This is a genomic window from Ruegeria sp. AF2 (assembly GCF_056542025.1).
Genome location: NZ_JBQFZC010000004.1, coordinates 253,263 through 274,560 on the forward strand (window position 1 = coordinate 253,263; position 21,298 = coordinate 274,560).

The 21,298-nt window shown below is 58.1% G+C and carries 25 protein-coding genes; 12 read left to right on the top strand and 13 right to left on the bottom strand.

Annotated features, from left to right (window positions below):
• Nucleotides 1-49: 49 nt before the first annotated feature.
• Nucleotides 50-496: a YtoQ family protein gene (locus ACR0NM_RS14525; RefSeq protein WP_480615360.1), complete on the top strand. Its 447-nt coding sequence runs from the start codon at nucleotides 50-52 to the stop codon at nucleotides 494-496.
• A gap of 51 nt (nucleotides 497-547) precedes the next feature.
• Here the strand turns inward: ACR0NM_RS14525 and ACR0NM_RS14530 are convergent, their stop codons facing one another.
• Complete coding sequence (locus ACR0NM_RS14530) at nucleotides 548-1,246, bottom strand: glutathione S-transferase family protein (protein WP_480615362.1); 699 nt, start codon at nucleotides 1,244-1,246, stop codon at nucleotides 548-550.
• 223 nt (nucleotides 1,247-1,469) lie between these two features.
• Here ACR0NM_RS14530 and ACR0NM_RS14535 point away from each other — a divergent pair, with 223 nt between their 5' ends.
• Complete coding sequence (locus ACR0NM_RS14535; protein WP_170423629.1) at nucleotides 1,470-2,276, top strand: mechanosensitive ion channel family protein; 807 nt, start codon at nucleotides 1,470-1,472, stop codon at nucleotides 2,274-2,276.
• 188 nt (nucleotides 2,277-2,464) lie between these two features.
• Here ACR0NM_RS14535 and ald read toward each other — a convergent pair whose 3' ends face one another.
• Nucleotides 2,465-3,580 (bottom strand): alanine dehydrogenase, encoded by a 1,116-nt coding sequence (gene ald / locus ACR0NM_RS14540; RefSeq protein ID WP_480615364.1) that lies wholly within the window; start codon nucleotides 3,578-3,580, stop codon nucleotides 2,465-2,467.
• 135 nt (nucleotides 3,581-3,715) lie between these two features.
• Between ald and ACR0NM_RS14545 the strand changes: the two genes are divergently transcribed.
• Both ACR0NM_RS14545 and ppk2 read left to right on the top strand, forming a co-directional pair.
• Nucleotides 3,716-4,174 carry an Lrp/AsnC family transcriptional regulator gene (locus tag ACR0NM_RS14545; protein ID WP_170395646.1) on the top strand — a complete coding sequence of 153 codons (459 nt, stop codon included), beginning with the start codon at nucleotides 3,716-3,718 and terminating at the stop codon, nucleotides 4,172-4,174.
• 150 nt (nucleotides 4,175-4,324) lie between these two features.
• Nucleotides 4,325-5,263 carry a polyphosphate kinase 2 gene (gene ppk2, locus ACR0NM_RS14550; RefSeq protein ID WP_170395648.1) on the top strand — a complete coding sequence of 313 codons (939 nt, stop codon included), beginning with the start codon at nucleotides 4,325-4,327 and terminating at the stop codon, nucleotides 5,261-5,263.
• 51 nt (nucleotides 5,264-5,314) lie between these two features.
• Here the strand turns inward: ppk2 and ACR0NM_RS14555 are convergent, their stop codons facing one another.
• Nucleotides 5,315-6,550, bottom strand: a complete 1,236-nt coding sequence (locus ACR0NM_RS14555) for a CAP domain-containing protein (protein WP_170423631.1) — start codon at nucleotides 6,548-6,550, stop codon at nucleotides 5,315-5,317.
• 296 nt (nucleotides 6,551-6,846) lie between these two features.
• The gene (rpsU, locus tag ACR0NM_RS14560; protein ID WP_005614280.1) at nucleotides 6,847-7,053 is read right to left on the bottom strand and encodes a 30S ribosomal protein S21; all 207 of its coding nucleotides are present in this window, start codon (nucleotides 7,051-7,053) and stop codon (nucleotides 6,847-6,849) included.
• 111 nt (nucleotides 7,054-7,164) lie between these two features.
• On the opposite strand from rpsU, the gene ACR0NM_RS14565 reads away from it, so the two are divergent.
• Entirely contained in the window at nucleotides 7,165-7,857 is a 693-nt protein-coding gene (locus tag ACR0NM_RS14565) for a COQ9 family protein (protein ID WP_480615366.1), read from the top strand.
• A gap of 72 nt (nucleotides 7,858-7,929) precedes the next feature.
• Entirely contained in the window at nucleotides 7,930-8,916 is a 987-nt protein-coding gene (locus ACR0NM_RS14570; RefSeq protein ID WP_170589934.1) for an NAD(P)H-quinone oxidoreductase, read from the top strand.
• A 15-nt stretch (nucleotides 8,917-8,931) separates the two neighbouring features.
• Here ACR0NM_RS14570 and ACR0NM_RS14575 read toward each other — a convergent pair whose 3' ends face one another.
• Nucleotides 8,932-9,789 carry a DUF2189 domain-containing protein gene (locus ACR0NM_RS14575; RefSeq protein ID WP_170408392.1) on the bottom strand — a complete coding sequence of 286 codons (858 nt, stop codon included), beginning with the start codon at nucleotides 9,787-9,789 and terminating at the stop codon, nucleotides 8,932-8,934.
• Between the two features lie 214 nt (nucleotides 9,790-10,003).
• Here ACR0NM_RS14575 and ACR0NM_RS14580 point away from each other — a divergent pair, with 214 nt between their 5' ends.
• A complete protein-coding gene (locus ACR0NM_RS14580) occupies nucleotides 10,004-10,987 on the top strand; it encodes a quinone oxidoreductase family protein (protein WP_480615369.1) in 984 nt (327 codons plus the stop codon).
• A gap of 41 nt (nucleotides 10,988-11,028) precedes the next feature.
• On the opposite strand, the gene ACR0NM_RS14585 is transcribed toward ACR0NM_RS14580, so the two are convergent.
• The 8 genes from ACR0NM_RS14585 to ACR0NM_RS14620 form a co-directional block, all read right to left on the bottom strand.
• Nucleotides 11,029-11,562 (bottom strand): outer membrane protein, encoded by a 534-nt coding sequence (locus tag ACR0NM_RS14585; RefSeq protein WP_170465891.1) that lies wholly within the window; start codon nucleotides 11,560-11,562, stop codon nucleotides 11,029-11,031.
• 261 nt (nucleotides 11,563-11,823) lie between these two features.
• On the bottom strand, nucleotides 11,824-12,297 hold the full coding sequence (locus ACR0NM_RS14590) for a YHS domain-containing (seleno)protein (RefSeq protein ID WP_170395661.1): 474 nt from the start codon (nucleotides 12,295-12,297) through the stop codon (nucleotides 11,824-11,826).
• A gap of 172 nt (nucleotides 12,298-12,469) precedes the next feature.
• Nucleotides 12,470-12,745, bottom strand: coding sequence for a hypothetical protein (locus ACR0NM_RS14595; RefSeq protein WP_170626200.1), 276 nt, complete (start codon nucleotides 12,743-12,745; stop codon nucleotides 12,470-12,472).
• Nucleotides 12,742-13,347 (bottom strand): glycerol-3-phosphate 1-O-acyltransferase PlsY, encoded by a 606-nt coding sequence (plsY, locus tag ACR0NM_RS14600; RefSeq protein ID WP_170513193.1) that lies wholly within the window; start codon nucleotides 13,345-13,347, stop codon nucleotides 12,742-12,744. The genes ACR0NM_RS14595 and plsY overlap by 4 nt, the downstream gene beginning before the upstream one ends.
• A complete protein-coding gene (gene pyrC, locus ACR0NM_RS14605) occupies nucleotides 13,347-14,627 on the bottom strand; it encodes a dihydroorotase (RefSeq protein WP_480615371.1) in 1,281 nt (426 codons plus the stop codon). The genes plsY and pyrC overlap by 1 nt, the downstream gene beginning before the upstream one ends.
• Complete coding sequence (locus ACR0NM_RS14610; protein ID WP_170597242.1) at nucleotides 14,624-15,010, bottom strand: hypothetical protein; 387 nt, start codon at nucleotides 15,008-15,010, stop codon at nucleotides 14,624-14,626. The genes pyrC and ACR0NM_RS14610 overlap by 4 nt, the downstream gene beginning before the upstream one ends.
• Nucleotides 14,995-15,513, bottom strand: a complete 519-nt coding sequence (locus ACR0NM_RS14615) for a hypothetical protein (RefSeq protein ID WP_480615373.1) — start codon at nucleotides 15,511-15,513, stop codon at nucleotides 14,995-14,997. The genes ACR0NM_RS14610 and ACR0NM_RS14615 overlap by 16 nt, the downstream gene beginning before the upstream one ends.
• Complete coding sequence (locus tag ACR0NM_RS14620) at nucleotides 15,510-16,445, bottom strand: aspartate carbamoyltransferase catalytic subunit (RefSeq protein ID WP_170566212.1); 936 nt, start codon at nucleotides 16,443-16,445, stop codon at nucleotides 15,510-15,512. The genes ACR0NM_RS14615 and ACR0NM_RS14620 overlap by 4 nt, the downstream gene beginning before the upstream one ends.
• 758 nt (nucleotides 16,446-17,203) lie before the next feature.
• Here ACR0NM_RS14620 and ACR0NM_RS14625 point away from each other — a divergent pair.
• The 5 genes from ACR0NM_RS14625 to ACR0NM_RS14645 all read left to right on the top strand — a co-directional run bounded on the left by ACR0NM_RS14625 (nucleotide 17,204) and on the right by ACR0NM_RS14645 (nucleotide 21,293).
• Entirely contained in the window at nucleotides 17,204-17,968 is a 765-nt protein-coding gene (locus ACR0NM_RS14625; protein ID WP_480615566.1) for a uracil-DNA glycosylase, read from the top strand.
• A complete protein-coding gene (locus ACR0NM_RS14630) occupies nucleotides 17,965-18,564 on the top strand; it encodes a metallophosphoesterase (protein ID WP_170818576.1) in 600 nt (199 codons plus the stop codon). The genes ACR0NM_RS14625 and ACR0NM_RS14630 overlap by 4 nt, the downstream gene beginning before the upstream one ends.
• On the top strand, nucleotides 18,561-19,181 hold the full coding sequence (locus ACR0NM_RS14635) for a LysE family translocator (protein WP_480615375.1): 621 nt from the start codon (nucleotides 18,561-18,563) through the stop codon (nucleotides 19,179-19,181). The genes ACR0NM_RS14630 and ACR0NM_RS14635 overlap by 4 nt, the downstream gene beginning before the upstream one ends.
• A gap of 6 nt (nucleotides 19,182-19,187) precedes the next feature.
• On the top strand, nucleotides 19,188-19,730 hold the full coding sequence (gene moaB / locus ACR0NM_RS14640; RefSeq protein ID WP_170408382.1) for a molybdenum cofactor biosynthesis protein B: 543 nt from the start codon (nucleotides 19,188-19,190) through the stop codon (nucleotides 19,728-19,730).
• A gap of 105 nt (nucleotides 19,731-19,835) precedes the next feature.
• Nucleotides 19,836-21,293: an RND family efflux transporter gene (locus ACR0NM_RS14645; protein WP_170566222.1), complete on the top strand. Its 1,458-nt coding sequence runs from the start codon at nucleotides 19,836-19,838 to the stop codon at nucleotides 21,291-21,293.
• Nucleotides 21,294-21,298: the final 5 nt, after the last annotated feature.

The following is a 21,298-nucleotide window of genomic DNA, read 5'->3' on the forward strand; positions in this document are numbered from 1 at the left end:
GAAATGATAAAGGGGCCATTGCGCCCCTTTTTCACGGGAGGAGAGAAAAATGCTGAAGGTCTATTTGTCCGGTGAGATTCACACGGATTGGCGCGAGCAGATCATTGCGGGCGCCGATGGGTTGGATGTTGAGTTCAGAAGCCCGGTCACCGATCACGGTGCTTCGGACGATTGCGGTGTCACGATCTTGGGGGCCGAGCCGAACAAGTACTGGCACGATCACAAGGGTGCCATGGTCAACGCGATCCGGACCCGCAAGGGCATATCAGACGCGGATGTTGTGGTTGTACGCTTTGGGGACAAATACAAGCAGTGGAACGCGGCATTTGACGCGGGCTATGCGGCAGCACTGGGCAAGTCGATCATTGTTCTGCACGGGGCTGATCATCAGCACGCGCTGAAAGAAGTAGATGCAGCAGCACTCGCCGTCGCTGAAGAACCCGCGCAAGTTGTTGAGATCTTGCGCTACGTTCTAACAGGCGCGCTGCCTGGGTAACCCGATGGCCCGTGGCGGCGGATTTGGATCCCGCCGCACAGGCCTTGTGTATCAATCCCGTGAGGGGATGTTCATTCCTCTTTGCACTGCGGGTCGATCCAGGAACCTATCCAGATAGCGCGTAACGTTGCCATAGCTTTCCCAGCCTATGACATCCTTGACGCCGTAATAATCTAAACCGCGCAGCCAGGGCGCGATTGCGATATCCGCGATCGAGAATTCTCCTGCGATCCAATCTTGGCCGTCCAGTTGCAGGTCGAGAACGTTCAGCAGGCGTTTGGCCTCGGACACGTAGCGTTCGCGCGGGCGGGGGTCTTCGATTTCAGCCCCTGCGAATTTGTGGAAATACCCAAGCTGGCCAAACATTGGTCCGATACCGCCCATCTGGAACATAACCCATTGGGTGACCCGGTGCTTGTCGCCTTTGTTCTGACCCAGCAGCTTACCGCTCTTTTCAGCGAGGTACAGAAGGATTGCACCGCTTTCGAACAAAGCCAACGGAGCATCGTCGGGCCCGTTGGGATCAATGATCGCCGGGATCTTGTTGTTCGGGTTCAGCGAAAGAAACTCCGGGCTTTTGACATCTGCATCGGCCAGTGTGACACGATGTGCCTCATAAGGCAGGCCGGTTTCTTCCAGCATGATCGACGCCTTTACCCCGTTGGGTGTGGGGAAGGAATAAAGCTGAATCCGCTCGGGGAACTGTGGGGACCATTTATTCATGATCGGGAATTGGATTGTGTCCAGCATGATGGGCTCCTTTTATCGCGCCTGTCTCAGTCAATCTGGTAATTTGTGGCGCTTTTGTAAGGTCCAATTCTGTGCGTGATCGGTCAGTCGATGTTTGCTGGGGAACAGCAGGGGGGAAAACTCGGAAATCCCGCACCTAGACCTGCGCGCAAAATTAGCCCAGACTTTTCAGCGATCCCGCGCCAAAAGGCGCGGGTTTGCTGTTGGCGCAAAGGAGAAGCGTGTGGAAGATGTCGTAACACAGGTGGGCGCATTTGGTCCGCTGATCATGAGCGCGATCAAAGCGTTGATCGTTCTGGTATTGGGTTGGATCGTTGCCGGAGCCATTAGCGGTCTGGTGCGGCGGCGGATCAACGCCACGCCACATATCGACCCGACTTTGGGGAATTTCGTTGCGAGCCTCGTGAAATGGGTGCTGCTGGCGATTGTCTTTGTCGCCGTTCTGGGCATTTTCGGAATCGAGGCGACCAGCATTGTGGCCATTCTGGGTGCCGCATCCCTGGCCATCGGTTTGGCGCTGCAGGGAACACTCAGCGATCTGGCCGCGGGCGTGATGCTGGTGGTGTTCCGGCCCTATAAGCTGGGCCAATATGTCGATATTGGTGGCACAGCGGGTACTGTGAAAGACCTGAACCTGTTCACGACCGAGCTGGTGACGCCGGACAACGTGCAGATCATCGTGCCAAACGGTCAGGCTTGGGGTTCGGTGATCACCAACTATTCCGCCCATGACACCCGCCGGGTCGATCTGGTGTTTGGCATCGACTACGGCGATAGCGCGGATGAGGCTATGAACATCATCCTGGATGTGGCCAAAGCTGACGATCGTATCATGGCTGATCCTGAGCCCTGGGTGCGCGTGACAAATCTTGGGGATAGTTCGGTTGATCTGACCGCGCGCCTGTGGTGCGCAGCGGCTGACTATTGGGATGTGAAGTTTGAACTTACCAAAGCGATCAAAGAAGCGTTTGACGCCAAAGGCGTATCCATCCCGTATCCGCATTCTGTGGAGATTCACAAAGAGGCGTAAGCCTCCCGCCCGTCGATCGGGCATTGAAATGCCCTCTTCCGGTTGGGCCGGGCACCGCGCTAAGGCGCGGTGCTTTTTTGCGCGAACCTTGGTCCAGAAAACAACAGCGCCGCGCTATTGGCGCGGCGCTGGGCCCAAGTCTGTAAAGCGTCCTTTGGATAAGGACGCTTTCAGAGGCGGGAGCGCTCTTAGTTCAACAGAGTTGTTGGATCGACAGAGTCGATGTTAAGGGCGGTGCCCACCGCTTCGTAAGTCAGCTTGCCGGCGTGGACGTTCAAACCTGCCAGCAGGTGTGCGTCGTCCTTACAGGCCTGCTTCCAGCCCTTGCTTGCCAGCGACAACATGAACGGCATGGTTGCGTTGCCCAGTGCGATGGTCGAAGTCCGGGCAACCGCACCGGGCATGTTGGCGACGCAGTAGTGCATGATGCCGTCAACTTCGTAAACCGGATCGGCGTGGGTGGTGGCTTTCGAGGTTTCAAAACAGCCGCCCTGATCGATCGCAACGTCTACCAGAGCCGCGCCGGGCTTCATGGTCGACAGCTGTTCGCGCGAGATCAGTTTGGGAGCAGCTGCGCCCGGGATCAGGACCGCACCGATGACCAGGTCGGCATCCTGGATCAGCTCGGCTGTCGCACCAGCGGTTGAATACTGGTTCTTGAAGGTTCCACCGAACACATCGTCCAGATAGCGGAGACGCGGCAGCGAACGGTCCAGTACGGTCACATCCGCGCCCATGCCTGCGGCAATCTTCGCTGCGTGGGTGCCTACGACGCCTCCGCCGATGACGATCACTTTGGCAGGGCCTACACCCGGAACACCACCCATCAGAACGCCGCGGCCACCGTTGGCCTTTTGCAGAGTCCAGGACCCAACTTGCGGAGCCAAGCGACCGGCAACCTCGGACATCGGCGCCAGCAGCGGCAGGCCGCCATTGGAGTCAGTCACGGTCTCATAGGCAATCGCGGTGCAGCCGGATTCCAGCAGATCGTGAGTCTGGTCTGGATCGGGTGCCAGGTGCAGATAGGTGAACAGCAACTGACCTTCGCGCAGCATTTTACGCTCGACCGCCTGAGGCTCCTTGACCTTGACGATCATATCAGCCGTGGCGAACACTTCTTCTGCAGTGTCGACGATGCGGGCACCTGCCGCTACATAAGCATCGTTATCAAAGCCCGAGCCCATCCCGGCACAGGTTTCGATGATGACTTCGTGACCGCGGGCCACAGCTTCGCCAGCAGCGTTCGGGGTCATCCCGACGCGGAATTCCTGAGGTTTGATTTCCTTGGGGCAGCCGATTTTCATGTGAGACTCCATTCATAAACTGCCTAAATTATGGGCATAAATTGGCGCAATTTTTGTGAAACCCCACTTGCTAAACACACAATCTGCGGGAAAATATTCAACATATAGACAACTTGACGCAATGGATGTGCGCAAATGACGATTGACGCAACAGATAGGAAGATTCTGGCTGCCCTGCAGCGCAAAGGGCGGATGTCAAATTCGGAATTGTCCGAACAGGCGAATCTATCCCCTTCGGCCTGCCACCGGCGCGTGCAGCGACTTGAGGCTGAGGGTTATATCAAGGACTACGTCGCCCTGTTGGACGCACGGAAGCTGAACGTTCCAACCACCGTGTTTGTCGAGATCACGTTGCAGGGTCAGGCGGAAGAAGTGCTGGAGGCGTTTGAAAAAGCCGTAGCACGGATTCCGGATGTGCTGGAATGCCATTTGATGGCGGGCACGGCGGACTACATTCTGAAGGTCGTCGCAGAAAATACTGAGGATTTTGCTCGCATCCATCGGCAATACCTGTCTCGCTTGCCTGGGGTGGCGCAGATGCAAAGCTCATTTGCTTTGCGCACGGTGTTCAAAACCACGGCCTTGCCTGTCTGAAACCAACTATTGGGGTTAGCCTTGCGTCAATTCTGCCGCTTGTATCTGTCGTGCGGTCGGGCCAAAATCCATGTTTCCGACCTTATGTACGACCTCGGCACTTTGCGCTGACACTCCGTGGTTACACTGGCCGTGTACGGTCCGAACCCGATGAACGATAAGGAGCAGACCTTGGCTTACGAAAACAACAGCACGCCGAAAGATTGGCTGGAAGCTGAACTGGAAGACACGCTGGACGAAGATTTCGAGATCGAATTCAGCGAACCCATGCTTTCGATGGAAGTGCGCAAGATTTACAAGGACCAGCATCCTGACATGCTGGATCGCAAGGTCTATTTTCGTAACCTTTTGCGGCTGCAGGCTGAACTTATCAAAGTTCAGGATTGGGTGGTCCATACAGGGGCCAAGGTCTGTATTCTATTTGAAGGGCGCGACAGTGCCGGGAAAGGGGGCGTGATCAAGCGGATCACGCAGCGCTTGAACCCTCGTGTAGCGCGTGTGGTCGCCTTGCCTGCACCCAGCCGACGCGAACAAAGCCAGTGGTATTTTCAGCGCTACGTGCCCCATTTGCCTGCGGCCGGTGAGATCGTGTTCTTCGATCGGTCCTGGTACAACCGCGCTGGTGTTGAACGCGTGATGGGATTTGCCAACGAGGATCAGGTCGAACAGTTCTTTCAGGACGTTCCTGAATTCGAACGGATGCTGGTGCGGTCGGGGATTATCCTGCTGAAATACTGGTTCTCGATTACAGACGAAGAACAGCAATTGCGATTCCTGATGCGTATTCACGATCCGATGAAGCAGTGGAAACTGTCACCGATGGATCTGGAATCCCGCATCCGGTGGGAGGCATACACCAAGGCCAAAGAGGATATGTTCTTTCGCACCAACATATCCGAGGCGCCTTGGTATATTGTTGAAGGCAACGACAAGAAACGCGAACGGCTCAATTGTATCGAGCACCTGCTGACCAAGATCCCCTATGAGGATGTGCCGCAGGAAAAGGTCAATCTGCCGGATCGGCGCTATAACCCCGAATACGAACGGCGCATTTTGCCGGATGAGCTACACGTGCCTAAGATATATTGATTTGGCAGGAAAGTGGTGCGGGAAAAGGATCCCCGCACCTGAACGGTTTGATTAACCCCAATCAAATCCGCAGTTCGTTTCGAAAACAAACACGCCGCACATGTCGTCGTTCATGTCTTCGACTGTGGCCTCAACGGTTTCGATCATGTCGTCAGCGAAGTCGGTGTCGAACACCAGATCGAAATCATCCATCTCTGGGGTCGTGTCAGCCTGCTGCACCGGAGACCATTCGAACTGGTCAAATTGGGCTTGCAGCGCATTAACAAACGCTTCTATCCCGGCAAGGAAGGCCTGAACGTCAAAGCAGTCCGCGCCCGGTGCACCATTGTCAACGACAACTTCAGGTGTTTCTGGCTCGGGTTCTTCGACCTCGGTGACGTCGGTCTCCGGAGTTTCGGGTTCCTCGACCTCGACGACTTCAGTATCCGGCACATCGGGTTCCGGGTCTTCAACTTCAGTCACATCGGTATCAGGCGTTTCCGGCTCTTCAGTTTCGGTCACGTCTGTTTCCGGAGTCTCCTCAACCGGGTCCTCGGTCTCGGTAACGTCAGTTTCTGGCGTTTCGTCTGCCGGTTGCTCGGTTTCCGTCACATCGGTGTCGGGTGTTTCGTCCGATGGTTCTTCGGTTTCGGTGACGTCTTCCTCCGGGGTCTCCTCTGCCGGTTCTTCGGCATCGGGAACTTCCGCTACCGGTGTTTCGTCAACTGGTTCCTCAGTCTCGGTCACATCGGTTTCTGGCACTTCTGGTTCGGTCGGGGTGGTAACCTCTTCCTCCTCTGGCTCAACAACTTCTTCAACCGGAGGCGTCACCGGCGGGGTGGTGCCGCCGTTATCAAGATCGACATCGCCCTGAGTCGCCGCAAAGTTCTGCGTCACCATGACAGCGTCGTACCCCTGCATGTCGCCTTCTTCGATCCCGATGCCGATATATTTGAAATCGGGGTTCAGAATGTTGGCGCGGTGACCGGGGCTATTCATCAGGTTCTGGTGCAACTGGGCGACATCATCGCTGATACCGGGTGCGCCACGCTCGGATTGCCAAGCGATGTTTTCTCCGGTGCGCCAGCTCCCGGACAGGTCGAACCCTGCGGCTTGCATCCGTTGGGTCGCGGATGAACCACCCTGACCGGTGTGGCTGAACCGGTCGGTATCCAGCATCCAGCTGCTGTGGTCCTCGGAAGATTCGTTCAGGTTGCGTTCAAGTTCCAGGGGATCAAGACCGCGGGATGTGCGCTCTTGGTTGATCAGCGCGAGCATTTCGCGCTCGACCGTACTTGCTGTCGACATCAGTGCCTCCGTTTTTGGTTATGTCTGAGTGGACGGCCTCACTTACAGACGATCAAAGAACGCTGAATAGGGCGGGTACGGCGATGGGCGTTTTTCGGCGGCAGAATGCAACCGAACGGCGATTCGCTGCGCTGTAAAATGCCGACTGCGGCGATTGCATCAAAATCGGCAGGTTGCCGCGAGGGTAAAGCCGGGAATTGGCGGGATCATCCGCCCTAAAAACGACAAACCCCCGGGCAGGGCCTCGGGGGTCGTCAAATAGTGTCATCCAAAGCTGGACGAGTCGCAGGAAGCTCTTAGAGCAAACCTTCGCGCTGTGCTTTCTTGCGTGCCAGTTTACGGGCACGGCGGATCGCTTCAGCTTTCTCGCGCGCTTTTTTCTCGGACGGTTTCTCGAAATGTTGCTTCAGCTTCATTTCACGGAACACGCCTTCGCGCTGCAGCTTTTTCTTCAGGGCACGAAGCGCCTGATCGACGTTATTGTCGCGAACACTAACCTGCATGTGGTTGTCACCACCTTTCTAGATAGAGTTGCAAGGATTTGCAGGAAGTGGCCGTATAGCAAAGCACGCCTAACTTGTCTAGTACTGGACCCGCAGCCTCGGAGACCCGACATGACAGCAACCTATGAAGACACCAAAGAGCAGCTTCTCGATGCGATTCTGAACCATGTGCCGTTCGACGGCTGGTCGGAAACCAGCTTTCGTGCGGCCATCAGCGATTGCGATCTGGAGCCCGCGCTGGCCCGAGCGATCTGTCCGCGTGGTGCCGTCGATCTGGCACTGGCCTTTCATACGCGCGGGGATGCCGCGATGTTGGAGCGGTTGAAATCCGAAGACCTGAGCGGTCTGAAATTCCGTGAAAAGATCGCCGCTGCCGTCCGTCTCCGCCTGCAGGCGGTCGAAGACAAAGAAGCAGTGCGCCGAGGTATGACTTTGTTCGCGTTGCCGATCCATGCCGCGGATGGGGCCAAGGCGGTCTGGGGCACCTGTGACCAGATCTGGACAGCACTTGGCGATACTTCGGACGACGTGAACTGGTACACCAAACGTGCCACTCTGTCGGGCGTCTATTCTTCGACACTGTTGTATTGGCTGGGTGATGACAGCCCGGATTATCAGGCGACATGGGAATTCCTGGATCGGCGGATCGAGGGCGTAATGCAGTTTGAAAAGTTCAAGTCGCAGGTGAATGGCAACCCGCTGCTGAAACCGTTTCTGGCCGTCCCCAACTGGCTTGCGGGTCAGGTGAAGGCTCCGACGAAGTTGCCCAACAACCTGCCCGGTTCGCTGTCATCGGGAAAATAGTCGCAGCGTTTCCACTTGCCGCTGGGCCTCTGCGTTTTCGCCTGCTAGGCATTGGGCAAAGGAGATATGCCCATGACCCAGACAATGCGCGCTGTCGAGATCACCGAAGCTGGTGGCCCGGACGTTCTGCAACTGACGGAACGCCCGATGCCGGAACCGGCAGAGGGACAAGTGGTTCTGAAAGTCGCGTACGCCGGGGTGAACCGTCCTGATGCGCTGCAGCGGGCGGGGGCGTATGATCCACCTCCCGGTGCAAGCGATTTGCCGGGGCTAGAGGCCTCGGGCGAGGTCGTCGCCATCGGCTCGGGTGTCGAAGGTCTGGTTGTTGGCGATCAGGTTTGCGCCCTGTTGCCCGGCGGCGGTTATGCTGAATATGTCGCAACGCCCGCCGCCCATTGCCTGCCTGTGCCTGCGGGTATGGGTTTGAAAGAAGCTGCCTGCCTGCCCGAAACCTTCTTTACTGTTTGGTCCAATGTCTTCACCCGTGGCGGCTTGAAACCGGGGGAACGGTTTCTGGTCCATGGCGGTTCCAGCGGGATCGGCACGACGGCCATTCAGCTGGCCAATGCGTTTGGCGCCCGCGTCTTTGCAACCGCCGGGTCGGCTGAGAAATGTGAGGCTTGTATCAAGCTAGGTGCCGAAAAGGCGATCAACTATCGCGACGAAGATTTCGTGGCTGCGATGCGCGCCGAGGGCGGGGCGAACCTGATCCTGGACATGGTCGGTGGTGATTATATCCCGCGCAACATCAAGGCTTTGGCGGAAGACGGGCGGCTGGTTCAGATCGCTTTCCTGCAAGGTCCGGTGGTCGAACTGAACTTTGCGCTGATGATGGTGAAACGCCTCACCCTGACTGGCAGCACCTTGCGCCCACAAAGCGATTTGGCCAAGGCGCGCATCGCGCAAGACTTGCGTGAAGCCGTGTGGCCATTGCTTGAGGCCGGGAAGGTCGCACCGGTGATGGATTCAGAATTCGATCTTTCTGATGCCGCCGCTGCACATGCGCGGATGGAAGCATCGGGCCACATTGGCAAGATCGTTCTGAAGGTCTCTGGTTAAGCTGCTGCCATGTAGTCAGGCGACCGCCCGGCGATACAGGTGCCATGTGGCGTGGCCTAGAACGGGCATGACGACGATCAGCCCCAGCAACATCGGGATCGCGCCCAGTACCAACATCGCGGCCACAATGGCCCCCCAGGTCAAGATCACACCCGGGTTCTGACGCAAGACCCGTACCGAGGTTACGACGGCCACGGGAACGCCCACTTTGCGATCCAGCAACAGCGGAAAGCTGACCACGCTTAGCGCCAATGCGACCAGTGCAAACAGGAAACCGGTGGCGGTGCCGATGATGATCATGCTCCAGCCTGCTCCGGTGGTGAACACTTCTGTCACGAATGCCATGGCCGAAGCCGGAGGTTCTGGCCCTAGGGTTTGCGCGTAGATGCCTTGCGCGACCATCAGCCAGATCATCAATAGCATGACCAGATAGAAGCCCAATGCCAGTATGGCTCCGAAGGAAGGCGAACGGAATACGCCGAACGCGTCCAGCCAATGAACGTCTCCGCCCTGTTCCCTCTTGCGACTGATCTCATAAAGCCCGACGGCGGCGACCGGCCCGATCAGGGCAAAGCCCATGACAAGCGGGGCCAGCAGGGGCACCATGTCTTTGTTGAGCCCAATACCGAACATCAGCAGACCTGCGATTGGATAGATCAGAACGACAAAGATCGCATCGGCCCGGGTTTCGAGAAAATCGTTATATCCAGCTTTCAGGCATTCGCGCAGATCCTGCAGGGTCAGCGTATGCACCGTCGGCAGAGCCTGAACATCCGCGCTGCCGATCTCGGTCACGGATTCAGTGACATGATCGCTGGTTGCCCGCAGATTTCGGGCGACCCAGGTGATTGGGTTACCGATTGTCTTGTCCATGTTCATCCCCTTTTCTGGCGTGGGTGCGCCGCGGGATGCATCCGGCGTGGCAATTCGCGTGACCGGATCAGCCGGCAACGTCTGCCCAATTACAACGTCTCGTTGCATTATAGCACATATTGCGAAATTTTGCCCGATCACCCTTGCTGAGCCGGAAGGATTGCTCTGCCGCACAGGCGTGTTAGCTTTGTTTCCACAGGCAAGGGAGGCTTTCATGCAGCAGACAGCACGCACAGTCGTCATACACGAATCCGGCGGCCCCGAGGTTCTTCGGATTGAGGATCGCCCGCTTGGCGATCCCGGCCCGGGTGAGGTGCGCATTCGCCATCATGCCTGCGGATTGAATTTCATCGATGTGTACCAGCGTACCGGCCTTTATTCGCTGGAGTTGCCTCATGCGTTGGGAATGGAAGCGGCCGGAGTCGTTGAGGCGGTAGGCGAAGGCGTTACGCATCTTGCCCCCGGCCAACGCGCGGCCTATGCCGCAGGCCCATCGGGAGCATATTCCGAAGCGCGCGTGATGCCTGCAGCACAGGTTTGTCCGCTGCCCGAGAGTATCTCGTTCCGCACCGCCGCGGCCATGATGCTAAAGGGCATGACGGTTGAATACCTGTTTCACCGCACAACGCCGCTGCGGCGCGGAGATACCGTGTTGTTCCACGCGGCTGCCGGAGGTGTGGGACTGATCGCCTGCCAATGGGCGAAATCCGAAGGCATCAAACTGATCGGGACAGCGGGAACGGATGAGAAATGCAGCCTGGCGCAATTCAATGGCGCGTCACATTGCATCAACTACCGGACCGAGAATTTTGTCGAGCGTGTGGCCGAGATCACCGGAGGCAAAGGGGTTGATGTGGTGATGGACTCCATCGGTGCGGACACGTTTGAGGGATCGCTGGATTGCCTGAAACCCTTGGGCATGATGATTTCATTCGGAAACGCTTCGGGGCCAGTGCCGCCTGTCGATCTGGGAATGCTTGCGCAGCGGGGATCTCTGAAGGTGACGCGGCCAACCTTGTTCACGCATATCTCGGATCACGCCACCTGTCAGGCGATGGCGCGACGCTTGTTTGGCAAAGTGGACGGGCGCGAGGTCAAGATCCATGTCGATCAGGAGTTTCCGTTGGATCAAGTTGCTGATGCGCATCGTGCTTTGGAAGCACGACAAACCACCGGCAGCACAGTCTTGGTGCCCTAGCGGCACGGGCCCGGCGCAAATAGCCAGGCCCTACTTTCTCATCAAAACCGATATGCGACGCGCAGTTGAACTGTAGTTGCGTCAACATCGACGCCCGATGAGTTGAAGTCGTCGAACTCATGATACAGAATCTCGCCTCCAACGCTGATATTGGGGGCTACGATCTGCTCATAGCCTGCGCCGATGAACCAGCCATCGTCACTGCCCAGATTATCGGTATCCGCATCGGCATAACCGGCGGTGCCATAAAGCAGGCCCTGCGGGTTCAACTTGTAGCCCGCGCGCGCTTTGAGCCGCCAGACATTCTCGACCGTGGCGGCGCCGGAAAGGTCTACGTCGCTCCAGTCATAGTCGAAGCCACCTCCGACGACCCAATCGCCCAGATCGTAATCATATCCAAGGATGATACCGCCGATCGCACCATCGCCGTCGACGCCTGATACGTTTGTGTCGATGTCCGCATAACCAAACTGCGCACCGCCGTAGAATCCAGTCCAGTTGCCCGAGGATTGCGCCATGGCGGATCCCGCAGCCAATACGGCGACCGAGGTGATCAGTGCCAATCTTCCTGTCATCGTCTCATTCCTTTCGCTCGAAACCTGCTGCCAATCAAATCTAGTGGCAGCGTTATGATTGAATCTACGTTCCGGCCCTTAGGCCGGATCAGTGATGTTTTGACTGTCCCGAACAAATTTATTCTGGCCGGTGCCCCGGCGTGGGCCCACTCAGGTTGGGCTCTTTTCTCATATGCTAGATAGGGTGAAACATGATGCCTTCAAACGAAGATCGGCGGCAGATACGATCTGCCGCCGATGCACAAAGGTCTTGTCAGCGAATTATTGCTGTAGTTCAGCCGGGTCTTTGTCGGCGATGTCTTCCCAGTTTGCGCTGGCTTTCTCAACAAAGCCAGGAATGTCGCCTTCCCAACGCTCCTGAATGTCTTGTGACAGGTTCAGATACAGCTTGTTGTCGACGATTTTCCAGTAGTTCGGGTCACCATCGAACTTGAAGCCCATTGCGGTGCCAAATGCGCAGTAGCCGCCGTAGGCAGGCAGATAGGCCTCTGGGTTCGCCTCAAAAGCGGCTTTGTTCTCTTCTGATGCAAAACGGTACAGGGCGTCGTTGTGCAGCGTGGTGATTTTGTAATCACCCTTGGTTGCTTCGCCAACGGTGAAATAGGCGACTGGGTCATAGCCCTGCATTGCCAATCCGGTCGAGCTTGCGTTGATTTCGACGCCAGCCGCCATTGCTGAGCTTGCGATCGCAACAGACAGCGCGACTCCGCTGATGATGGATTTGAACGTGTTCATGACTTCACCTTTCGTGAATAGGCTCGCTGAAGAGCACTGTAATTTTGCCCGGGCGAACCGGATTTGATTGTCGCGACGCCTGTAATTGGCCGTCACAAAATCCCAGTTGGGGAATGGCCCGATCACGTTCAAAGCAATCAATTGTGATTGTGCAATCACAAAGACCGGTTGTTCATTCCTGCACGTCAGGCACCAGCGCCAAGACAAAATCGACCACCTTTTCCGCAGGCATTTCGCAGGGGCGAAGCAATGCGCCGCTTTTCTGTGTGAGATAAAGGTTCAGGCTGATGTAATCCGGCCCGCCCAACTGGTGAGCCACCAGTTTGTGAGATTTCCCGCGGGCCATGATTTGATGTGAAACCACATATCTATGTGGGCCAACCGTTCCGGTGAACGTGCCGACAGGCAGATCATGGAACGCTTTCAGCAACGCGCTGGGCGCCGTCACGATTTACCGATTCTCGGTTCTGTCCCTGCCTTGATCCGCGCAAGGTTGGCGCTGTGCCGCCAGTAAAGCAGTAGGGTCAGAGCAATTCCAAGAATGAAGGTACTGCCATCTGTCAGCACCATGATCCAGGTGGTGGATAGGGCGGCGGCGGCCAGCGCACCAACGGATGAAATACGCCAGATCAGCGCCGCGACCAGCCATGTCAAACAGCAGGCGACACCCACGCGCCAGTCAAGTGCCAGCCAAAGGCCCAGAAAGGTCGCAACGCCTTTGCCGCCTTTGAAACCCAGCCAGACCGGAAAGCAATGCCCGAGGAACGCGGCCAATGCGGCGATCTGCGCGGCATCTTCACCAGCCAAAGCGCGTGCCAGCAGAACAGCAACGGCACCCTTGGCTGCATCAAACAGCAATGTCAGCGCTGCCGCTGCCTTATTGCCGGTTCGCAGGACGTTGGTTGCGCCGATATTGCCCGACCCGATTTGCCGCAGATTTCCCAGACCCATCACGCGCGCGACGATCATGCCAAAGGGTATGGACCCAAGCAGGTATCCTAACGCGGCCCACAGGATGAGCTGGGTCATTGTGCTGTCGATCAGGGGCATCAGGCTCTCCGGTACACTTCTTGTCCAGCGACAAAGGTTGCGGTGACCTTACCCTGCATCCGCTGACCGTCAAACGGTGTGTTCTGCGATTTCGATTTCAGCGTAAATCGGTCCAGAACAAAGGGAACATCCGGGTCGAACTGCACCAGATCGGCAGGCGCGCCTAGGGCCAGGCGACCGCTCTCCAACCCCAGCCGTTTGGCCGGATTGAGGGCCATGGCGCGGAACAGGGTCGGCAAGTCTAGCTGTTCGGAATGATATAGCCGAAGCGCAGCAGGCAGCAGTGTTTCCAGCGCCACCGCGCCCGAGGCCGCCTCTTCAAACGGCAGTCGCTTGCTTTCCTCATCCTGCGGCGTGTGCATGGAGCTGATCGTATCGATCAGACCGGTTCGCACCGCTTCGATCACGGCTTGCCGGTCATCTTCGGATCGCAGTGGAGGCTTAATCTTGAAGAAGGTGCGATAATTGGACACGTCCAATTCGTTCAACGTCAGATGGTGGATTGACGTGCCTGCTGTGATGTCCAGCCCGTTGCGCTTGGCGCGCTCCAGTGCAGGCAGGGCGCGGGCGGTGGTGATCTGATCTGCGTGATAGGCGGCCCCGGTCATTTCAAGCAGGGCGATGTCGCGGTCCAACCCCATACGCTCGGCCATAGGCGATACGGCAGGCAAGCCTCGCAGTGCGGCGAATTTACCGCTGGTGGCCGCGGCACCGCTGCTCAGGCCCGGCTCTTGCGGGTGGGCAATCACAAGCGCGCCACAGGATTTGGCGTAGGTCAGCGCGCGTGAGAACACCTTGGTATTGGTGATGACATGATCGCAATCGGTGAAGGCCACAGCTCCCGCATCTTGCAGGAACCCGATCTCGGTCATCTCACGCCCTTCGCGTTCTTTGGTCAGGGCGGCCATTGGCAAAACGTTGACCGGAGCGTCCGCTTGCGCGCGGCGGGTGGCGAACTCCAGCGTCTCGGGTGTGTCGACGGCAGGCAGAGTATCGGGACGGGTGACGATGGTTGTCACACCCCCTGCAGCCGCAGCCAGACCTGCGGATTTATAGCTTTCTTTGTGCCGCTCACCGGGCTCACAGACCTTGACGCCAATGTCGACAATTCCGGGGGCGAGGCACTGCCCACCGCAATCGACCACCTGCGTGTCAGCGTCTGGGGCCGTGCCTTCATCAAGCGCTGCGATCCGACCATCGGCAATCTGCAGCCAGCCGATGCTATCTGTGCCAGCTTCGGGGTCGATCAGGCGAGCGTTAGTAAAAATCAGATTGCTCATGCCATGGCCCTTTCGATTGCAGCTTTGGTGGCGGCGGGGTCCGCCTGATATTTGATCAGGTGCTTGTCGCCGCCTTTTGTGACGATCTGGACAAAGCTGCCAATGGTATTGACCGCCTGAATTTGGTTCAGCGCCACCTTACGCGGACCAGGACCGGTGAGAGTGGTGCCCGTCATTTCCCACTTGGCGACCAGTTCTTCCGAAGCCAAATACCAAGCGCGGATGGTGATGGCGGCCAACCCTGCGGGCGCGCCGGTCCAGACGTAAGGGTTGCCTATCAACCAAAGCAAGACCATCGCAGCCGCCATTGCAAACGCGGCGAGCCATGCGTTGGTGCGGATATAAGCGCCCTTGTCTGGCGTGAATGTTACAGGATCAGCCACAAGGCACCTCCGACGGCGATCAGAATCAGCAAGGCAATGACGGCTGAACCGATGCGGCTTGGTTTATTATCCACTGGCGGGCTTTGCGCGCCCGAGAACGGTTTTGCGCTTTCGGTCTCAATCGTGCCGCCGGACCAGTTGGTAGCCTCTTCGGTGAACAGGCCAATCAGATGCAGGCGGGGATCGAGGGAAAGGGTTGCAGATCGACCACCCAGCGCCGCACTGCGCAGGACCATCACCCAGCCTTCAATGGCGTCGAACTTCGCGCGATCCAACTGGTCTTCCGAGACACCACAGCCTTCGCTGAGATAGCCATAAAGCCCGAGATCTTCGAGGTCGGATACCGGAAAAATGTCGATCTGTTCTGGATCCAGCCCCTCGACACCCAACACCTGATCAACAGCCCCCGGTTCGCGCAGGAATTTCGCTTCTTCCGGGCGCATGTCCAGCGAGAACAGGCGGATCACACCGCGCTCATGGGGGGCGATGATCAGATCGTTCATGCGGCTTCTCGCACGTTGCGCGCCAGCAGGTCCATGGCGGCCATGCGGACGGCAACGCCCATCTCGACCTGTTCCTGAATGACGGATCGGTTGATGTCATCGGCCAGAGTGCCGTCGATCTCGACCCCGCGGTTCATTGGACCGGGGTGCATCACGATGGCGTCTGGCTTGGCCAGCGCTAGCTTTTCAGCGTTCAGACCGTAGCGGTGATAATATTCGCGTTCCGAGGGGATAAAGCCGCCGTCCATCCGTTCCTTCTGAAGGCGCAGCATCATCACAACGTCGACGTCTTTCAGACCCTCATTTATATCATCATAGATCTCGGCCCCGAATTCCGCGAATTGCGACGGCACCAGCGTCGGCGGGCCGATCAGACGGATGCGGTTTTCCATCTTGCCCAGCAGGATCAGGTTCGATCGCGCCACGCGCGAATGCGCCACGTCTCCGCAAATCGCGATGTTCAGCCGGTGTAGGCGGCCTTTGGCACGGCGGATGGTCAGCGCGTCCAGCAGGGCTTGCGTCGGGTGCTCATGCCGCCCGTCACCTGCGTTCAGCACGGCGCAGTTTACCTTCTGCGCCAGCAGGTCCACCGCGCCGGAATGAGGATGCCGCACCACCAGCAGATCGGGATGCATTGCGTTCAGCGTCATTGCTGTATCAATCAGCGTCTCGCCCTTTTTGATCGAACTGGCCTGCATCGCCATGTTCATCACATCCGCGCCCAATCGCTTGCCCGCAATTTCGAAACTCGCCTGCGTACGGGTCGAGTTTTCAAAGAACATGTTGATTTGAGTCAGGCCCGACAGCACATCGGAATGCTTAGCCGATTGCCGGTTCAGATCGACATAGGTTTCGGCCAGATCAAGGATAGCGGTGATATCGGATTGCGACAGATGCTCGATGCCAAGAAGGTGACGATGGGCGAAACGCATGGGCGGGCTCCTGTCTGACAATCGGACCGCTTATAGGAAGCCATGCAGGCCAAGGCAACCTAAGGTTCCGACCCTTCGGTTAGTTTCTCACATCCGCCTTCGGGCAGGCATTGTTCCCCTGGTTTGCACCACTTGCCATAGCCACAATCAATGGCCTTGATCGGAACACAGCCCTGATAAGCCGAGCATTTAAAGCCGGGTCGGCATTGCGAACCGGTTTCTTCACACAGAAACCAGCCGGGGCGCGAACATCCGCCGCCCGGCAAGCAGGATGAACCGGCTCCGCAACTCCTGCCATCGGCGCAGGTTGTGGATGGAGCGGGGACCAAATCCGGTCTGCTGCGCTCGCATTCACCGCGTCCGTTGCAGAAGCTACCACCGGGGCAATCCAAGCGCGAGGTGCACTTATTCGCCCCAGCAGGGGCGCAACGGGTTCCTCCTGCCACGCAGCGCTCGAACGGGCCGCAGGTGCGCCCACCTCCACAATAGGTGTGTCCCGGCGGGATACAGCGGCCATCAAAGCTGCAGCGCTGGCCTGCGGGGCAACAACCGCGCCCGCATTGCAACTGTCCGGCGCGGCATTGTGTATCCCGATCAAACAGCTGCGCACTCGCCGAACCGCCAGAGGTTGCCAGCAATGGAGCAATCAGAAGGAATCGCAGAAATGACACCATGACCCTGCCATGGTCGGTGCGACCCTGTGCCATGGCAAGGTCTATTCGCTTTCCCTCGGTCAAAAGCTGGTTAGATTGAGGGTTATGGAATCGGGCTTGGACCATCATACCGCGCGGGCGCTGCTGGAATGGCAGATCGAGCTGGGCGCAACCGAGGCGATCGGCGACGCGCCGGTGGATCGCTATGCGTTGCCGGACAAAGCGGCCAAGGCTAAGAAACCAGCTGCGGTTGAACCTGCGAAAAAACCAGAACCGGTCGATACCGCAGCTGTTGCAAAACAGGCGGCGAAAACCGCTGGATCGCTCGTCGAGTTGCGTGCGGCGATGGAGGCGTTTGATCTTTGCGACCTCAAACGCGGCGCGCGGCAGTTGGTGTTTTCCGACGGCACCCCCGGCGCACGGGTAATGATCATCGGCGAAGCGCCCGGCCGTGATGAGGATCGCGAAGGTAAGCCCTTTGTCGGGCGCGCTGGGCAATTGCTGGACCGGATGCTGGCCGCGATTGATCTGGATCGGCGCGAGAATGTCTACATTACCAACGTGTTGCCGTGGCGGCCCCCGCAGAATCGCGATCCCAAGCCGGAAGAGATTGGCATGATGAAGCCGTTTCTGGAGCGGCATGTGGCGTTGGCCAAGCCCGAGGTGCTGGTGGTGATGGGCAATATTAGCTGTCAGGCCTTGCTGGGCAAACGCGGTATCACGCGGCTGCGCGGGAAATGGGATCAGGCGCTGAACCTGCCGGTCATCCCGATGTTCCACCCGGCCTACCTGCTGCGTCAACCGCAGATGAAGCGACAGGCCTGGGCCGATCTGCTGGACCTGCAAGCAAGGCTGAGGAGCGCGGGATGAGAGTTCTGGCGTTTTCCGATCTTCATTTGGCGCGCAACCGGGCCGCTGATCTGGTGGTCGCCAGCGCCGAGGCTGATCTTGTCATCGGTGCGGGGGACTTTTGCAATGCGCGGCGGGGCCTGAATGAAGCGATGCAGATGCTGTCGGGCATTGCAGCGCCGCTGATCCTGGTGCCGGGCAACGCTGAGAGCGCCGAGGAACTGACAGCCGCTGCGCCCGAAGGCGCGCATGTTCTGCACGGGACGGGCATGACATTGGATGGTCTGCGCCTGTTCGGGCTGGGCTACGGCGTGCCGGTGACGCCTTTTGGAGACTGGTCCTGCGATCTTACTGAAGCTGAAGCATCGGAACTGCTGGACCGGTGCGAGGCTGCGGATGTTCTGATCGCGCACTCTCCGCCAAAAGGATATGGGGATGTGACATCACAAGATGTGTCGGTCGGCTCGACCGCAGTTCGGGACGCGGTTGAACGCATCCAGCCCGGTTTTGTCTTTTGCGGTCATATCCACGACAGCTGGGGATATCGCGGCATGCTCGGGCGGTCTCAGATCGCCAATCTGGGTCCGAAACCACATTGGTTCGAGGTAAGAACGTGATCGAGACAGTGACATTGATGGCCTTCGTCCCAGCCGCACTGGTGCTGAATTTCACACCCGGCGCTGACATGATGTTCTGTTTCGGGCAAGGGTTACGGTCTGGGTCACGCCCAGCGATGATGGCCAGCCTCGGTGTTTCGACGGGTCTGATGGTGCAAGTTTTGCTGGCGGGGCTTGGACTTGGGGCGTTGGTATCAGCCTTGCCTTGGCTGTTTGACGTTATCCGGTGGATGGGCGTTGCTTATCTGTTGGTTCTTGCATGGGGCGCAATCCGGAAAGGGGCAGTGTCGGACGATGCAGCAGTCAAGCCTGCTCATTTCGCGTTTCGCGAGGGGTTGCTGGTGAACCTGACCAATCCCAAGGTCATTCTGTTTGTTTTGGCCTTTATCCCTCAGTTCGTGGACCCAGCAAACGGCCCGGTTCTGCTGCAATTCCTAACCTTTGGTGCAATCATTACTTTGGGCAGCATTCTAGTGAATGGGATGGTCGGTATCTTTGCGGGCGGAGCAGGGCGCATTTTGATCTCAAACCCACGCGCTTCACGTATCATTGGATGGGTCACGGGCGGGATACTCGCGGCTCTTGCCATCCGGCTTGCCATTATGGAAAGGGCTTGACGACATATGTCGCGCATTGACGAAAGCATTGAGTTCATACCCGTCCGTATTGCGGTTCTGACCGTGTCGGATACACGCTCACTGGACGACGACCGCTCGGGCCAGACGCTTGTCGACCGGATCGAAACGGCTGGACATTCAGTGGCGGACCGCAAGATCATTCAGGACGAACGCGCCCAGATTGCCGAGCAATTGCGCAGTTGGATCGCGGATCCTGAAATCGACGTCGTGATCTCGACCGGCGGCACAGGTCTGACGGGTCGCGATGTTACAGTCGAGGCGCACCGGGACGTTTATGAAAAAGAGATCGAAGCGTTTGGCACCGTTTTCACCATCGTGTCTATGGAAAAGATAGGTACTTCTGCCGTGCAGTCCCGCGCTACAGGCGGAGTTGCAGGCGGAACCTATCTGTTTGCGTTGCCGGGCAGCCCGGGTGCCTGCAAAGACGCTTGGGATGCGATTCTGGAGAAACAGTTCGATTATCGCCACCGGCCCTGTAATTTCGTTGAAATAATGCCCAGATTGGACGAACACCTGCGACGGAAGTAGACTGGTTCTGCGTTTAACGGATCATAACCGCTTTGTGGCTTGGCATTTTTTGCGACCCGGCTACCTTTGCGGAAGGCAGCATGTGCGACCAAAGGTGAGTGACCGATGCGATTTCTGCGGCAAAGCCTTGTTGGGGTGTTCCTGGCGTTTCTGACGCTGGGCCTGCTGATCGTTGCCGCACAGATGATCTCGGGCGCGGTGCAGGATGTGCTGACGCGGGACAATCAGGCACCTGAGGCGCGGGAACGCATATTCGCCGTTACCGTACGAACCGCCGAGCCGGAAACCATTACTCCTTATCTGGAAGCGTTTGGCCAGATTCAAAGCCGCCGCCGGTTAGAGCTGCGCGCGGCCTTGGGCGGGCGCGTTGTATCACTGGCCGAAGACTTTGAAGATGGCGGTACCGTAACGGCGGGAGAATTGCTGGTCGAACTGGACCCAGCCGATATGCAATCGGCTCTGGACCGTGCCAAATCCGATCTTCTGGATGCCCAGTTTGAAGAGCGGGACGCCGAACGCTCGCTGCTGTTGGCGCAGGATGAGTTGAAATCAGCCGAGGCACAGGCCGAACTTCGCGACCGGGCGCTGCAGCGCCAGCAGGATCTGCAGACACGTGGTGTCGGGGCTGCCGCAAGCGTCGAAGAAGCGGAACTGGCCGCAACATCGGCTCATCAGGCAGTTCTCGCGCGCAGGATCGCGTTGGCGCAGGCCGAATCCCGGGTGGACCAGGCGACAACTCTGTTTGCGCGGGCGCGTATCGCGCTGGAAGGCGCTGAGCGTGATCTTGAGGATATGACGATCCATGCCGGGTTTGATGGGACGCTGACCGAGGTCACTTTGGTTGAAGGCCGCTTGGTCGCGGCCAACGAAAAGCTGGCCGAACTCGTCGACCCCAATGCGCTTGAGGTCGCGTTTCGGGTTTCCACCGCGCAATTCGTGCGGTTGCTGGACGCGCAGGGTGATCTGATCTCAGCCCCGGTGACTGTATCGCTTGAGGTCACGGGGACCGATCTCACTGCCACCGGCCGGATCAGTCGCGATAGCGGCGCGGCGGGTGAAGGGCAAACCGGGCGTCTGATCTATGCGCGTCTCGACGACGCGCCGGGATTCAAGCCGGGGGATTTTGTCACCGTTTCGATTGAAGAACAGCCGCTCGATAATGTGGTCCGTCTGCCATCCTCGGTTCTGGACGCCACGGGCAACGTGCTTGTTCTCGGTCCCGATGACCGGCTGGAACCGTTGGCTGTGCAATTGATCCGTCGTCAAGGCGATGAGGTGCTTTTGCGTGGTGAAGGCCTGGAAGGCCGCGAGGTTGTGATTGGCCGGACGCCTCTGCTGGGTTCGGGTGTACGTGTGCGGCCCCTACGGATTGAGGCGAACGCTGAAACTGATCCGGGCATGGTCGAGCTTTCGGACGAAAAGCGCGCTCAGCTTGTGGCTCAGGTCGAGGCCAGCGATGCGATGTCACAGGAAGACAAAGCCCAAGTATTGGGTCAGTTGAGCGAGGCCAAAGTGCCCGCCACCCTAATACGCCGTCTTGATGACAACCGGGCCGGGGGCTAAGCGCG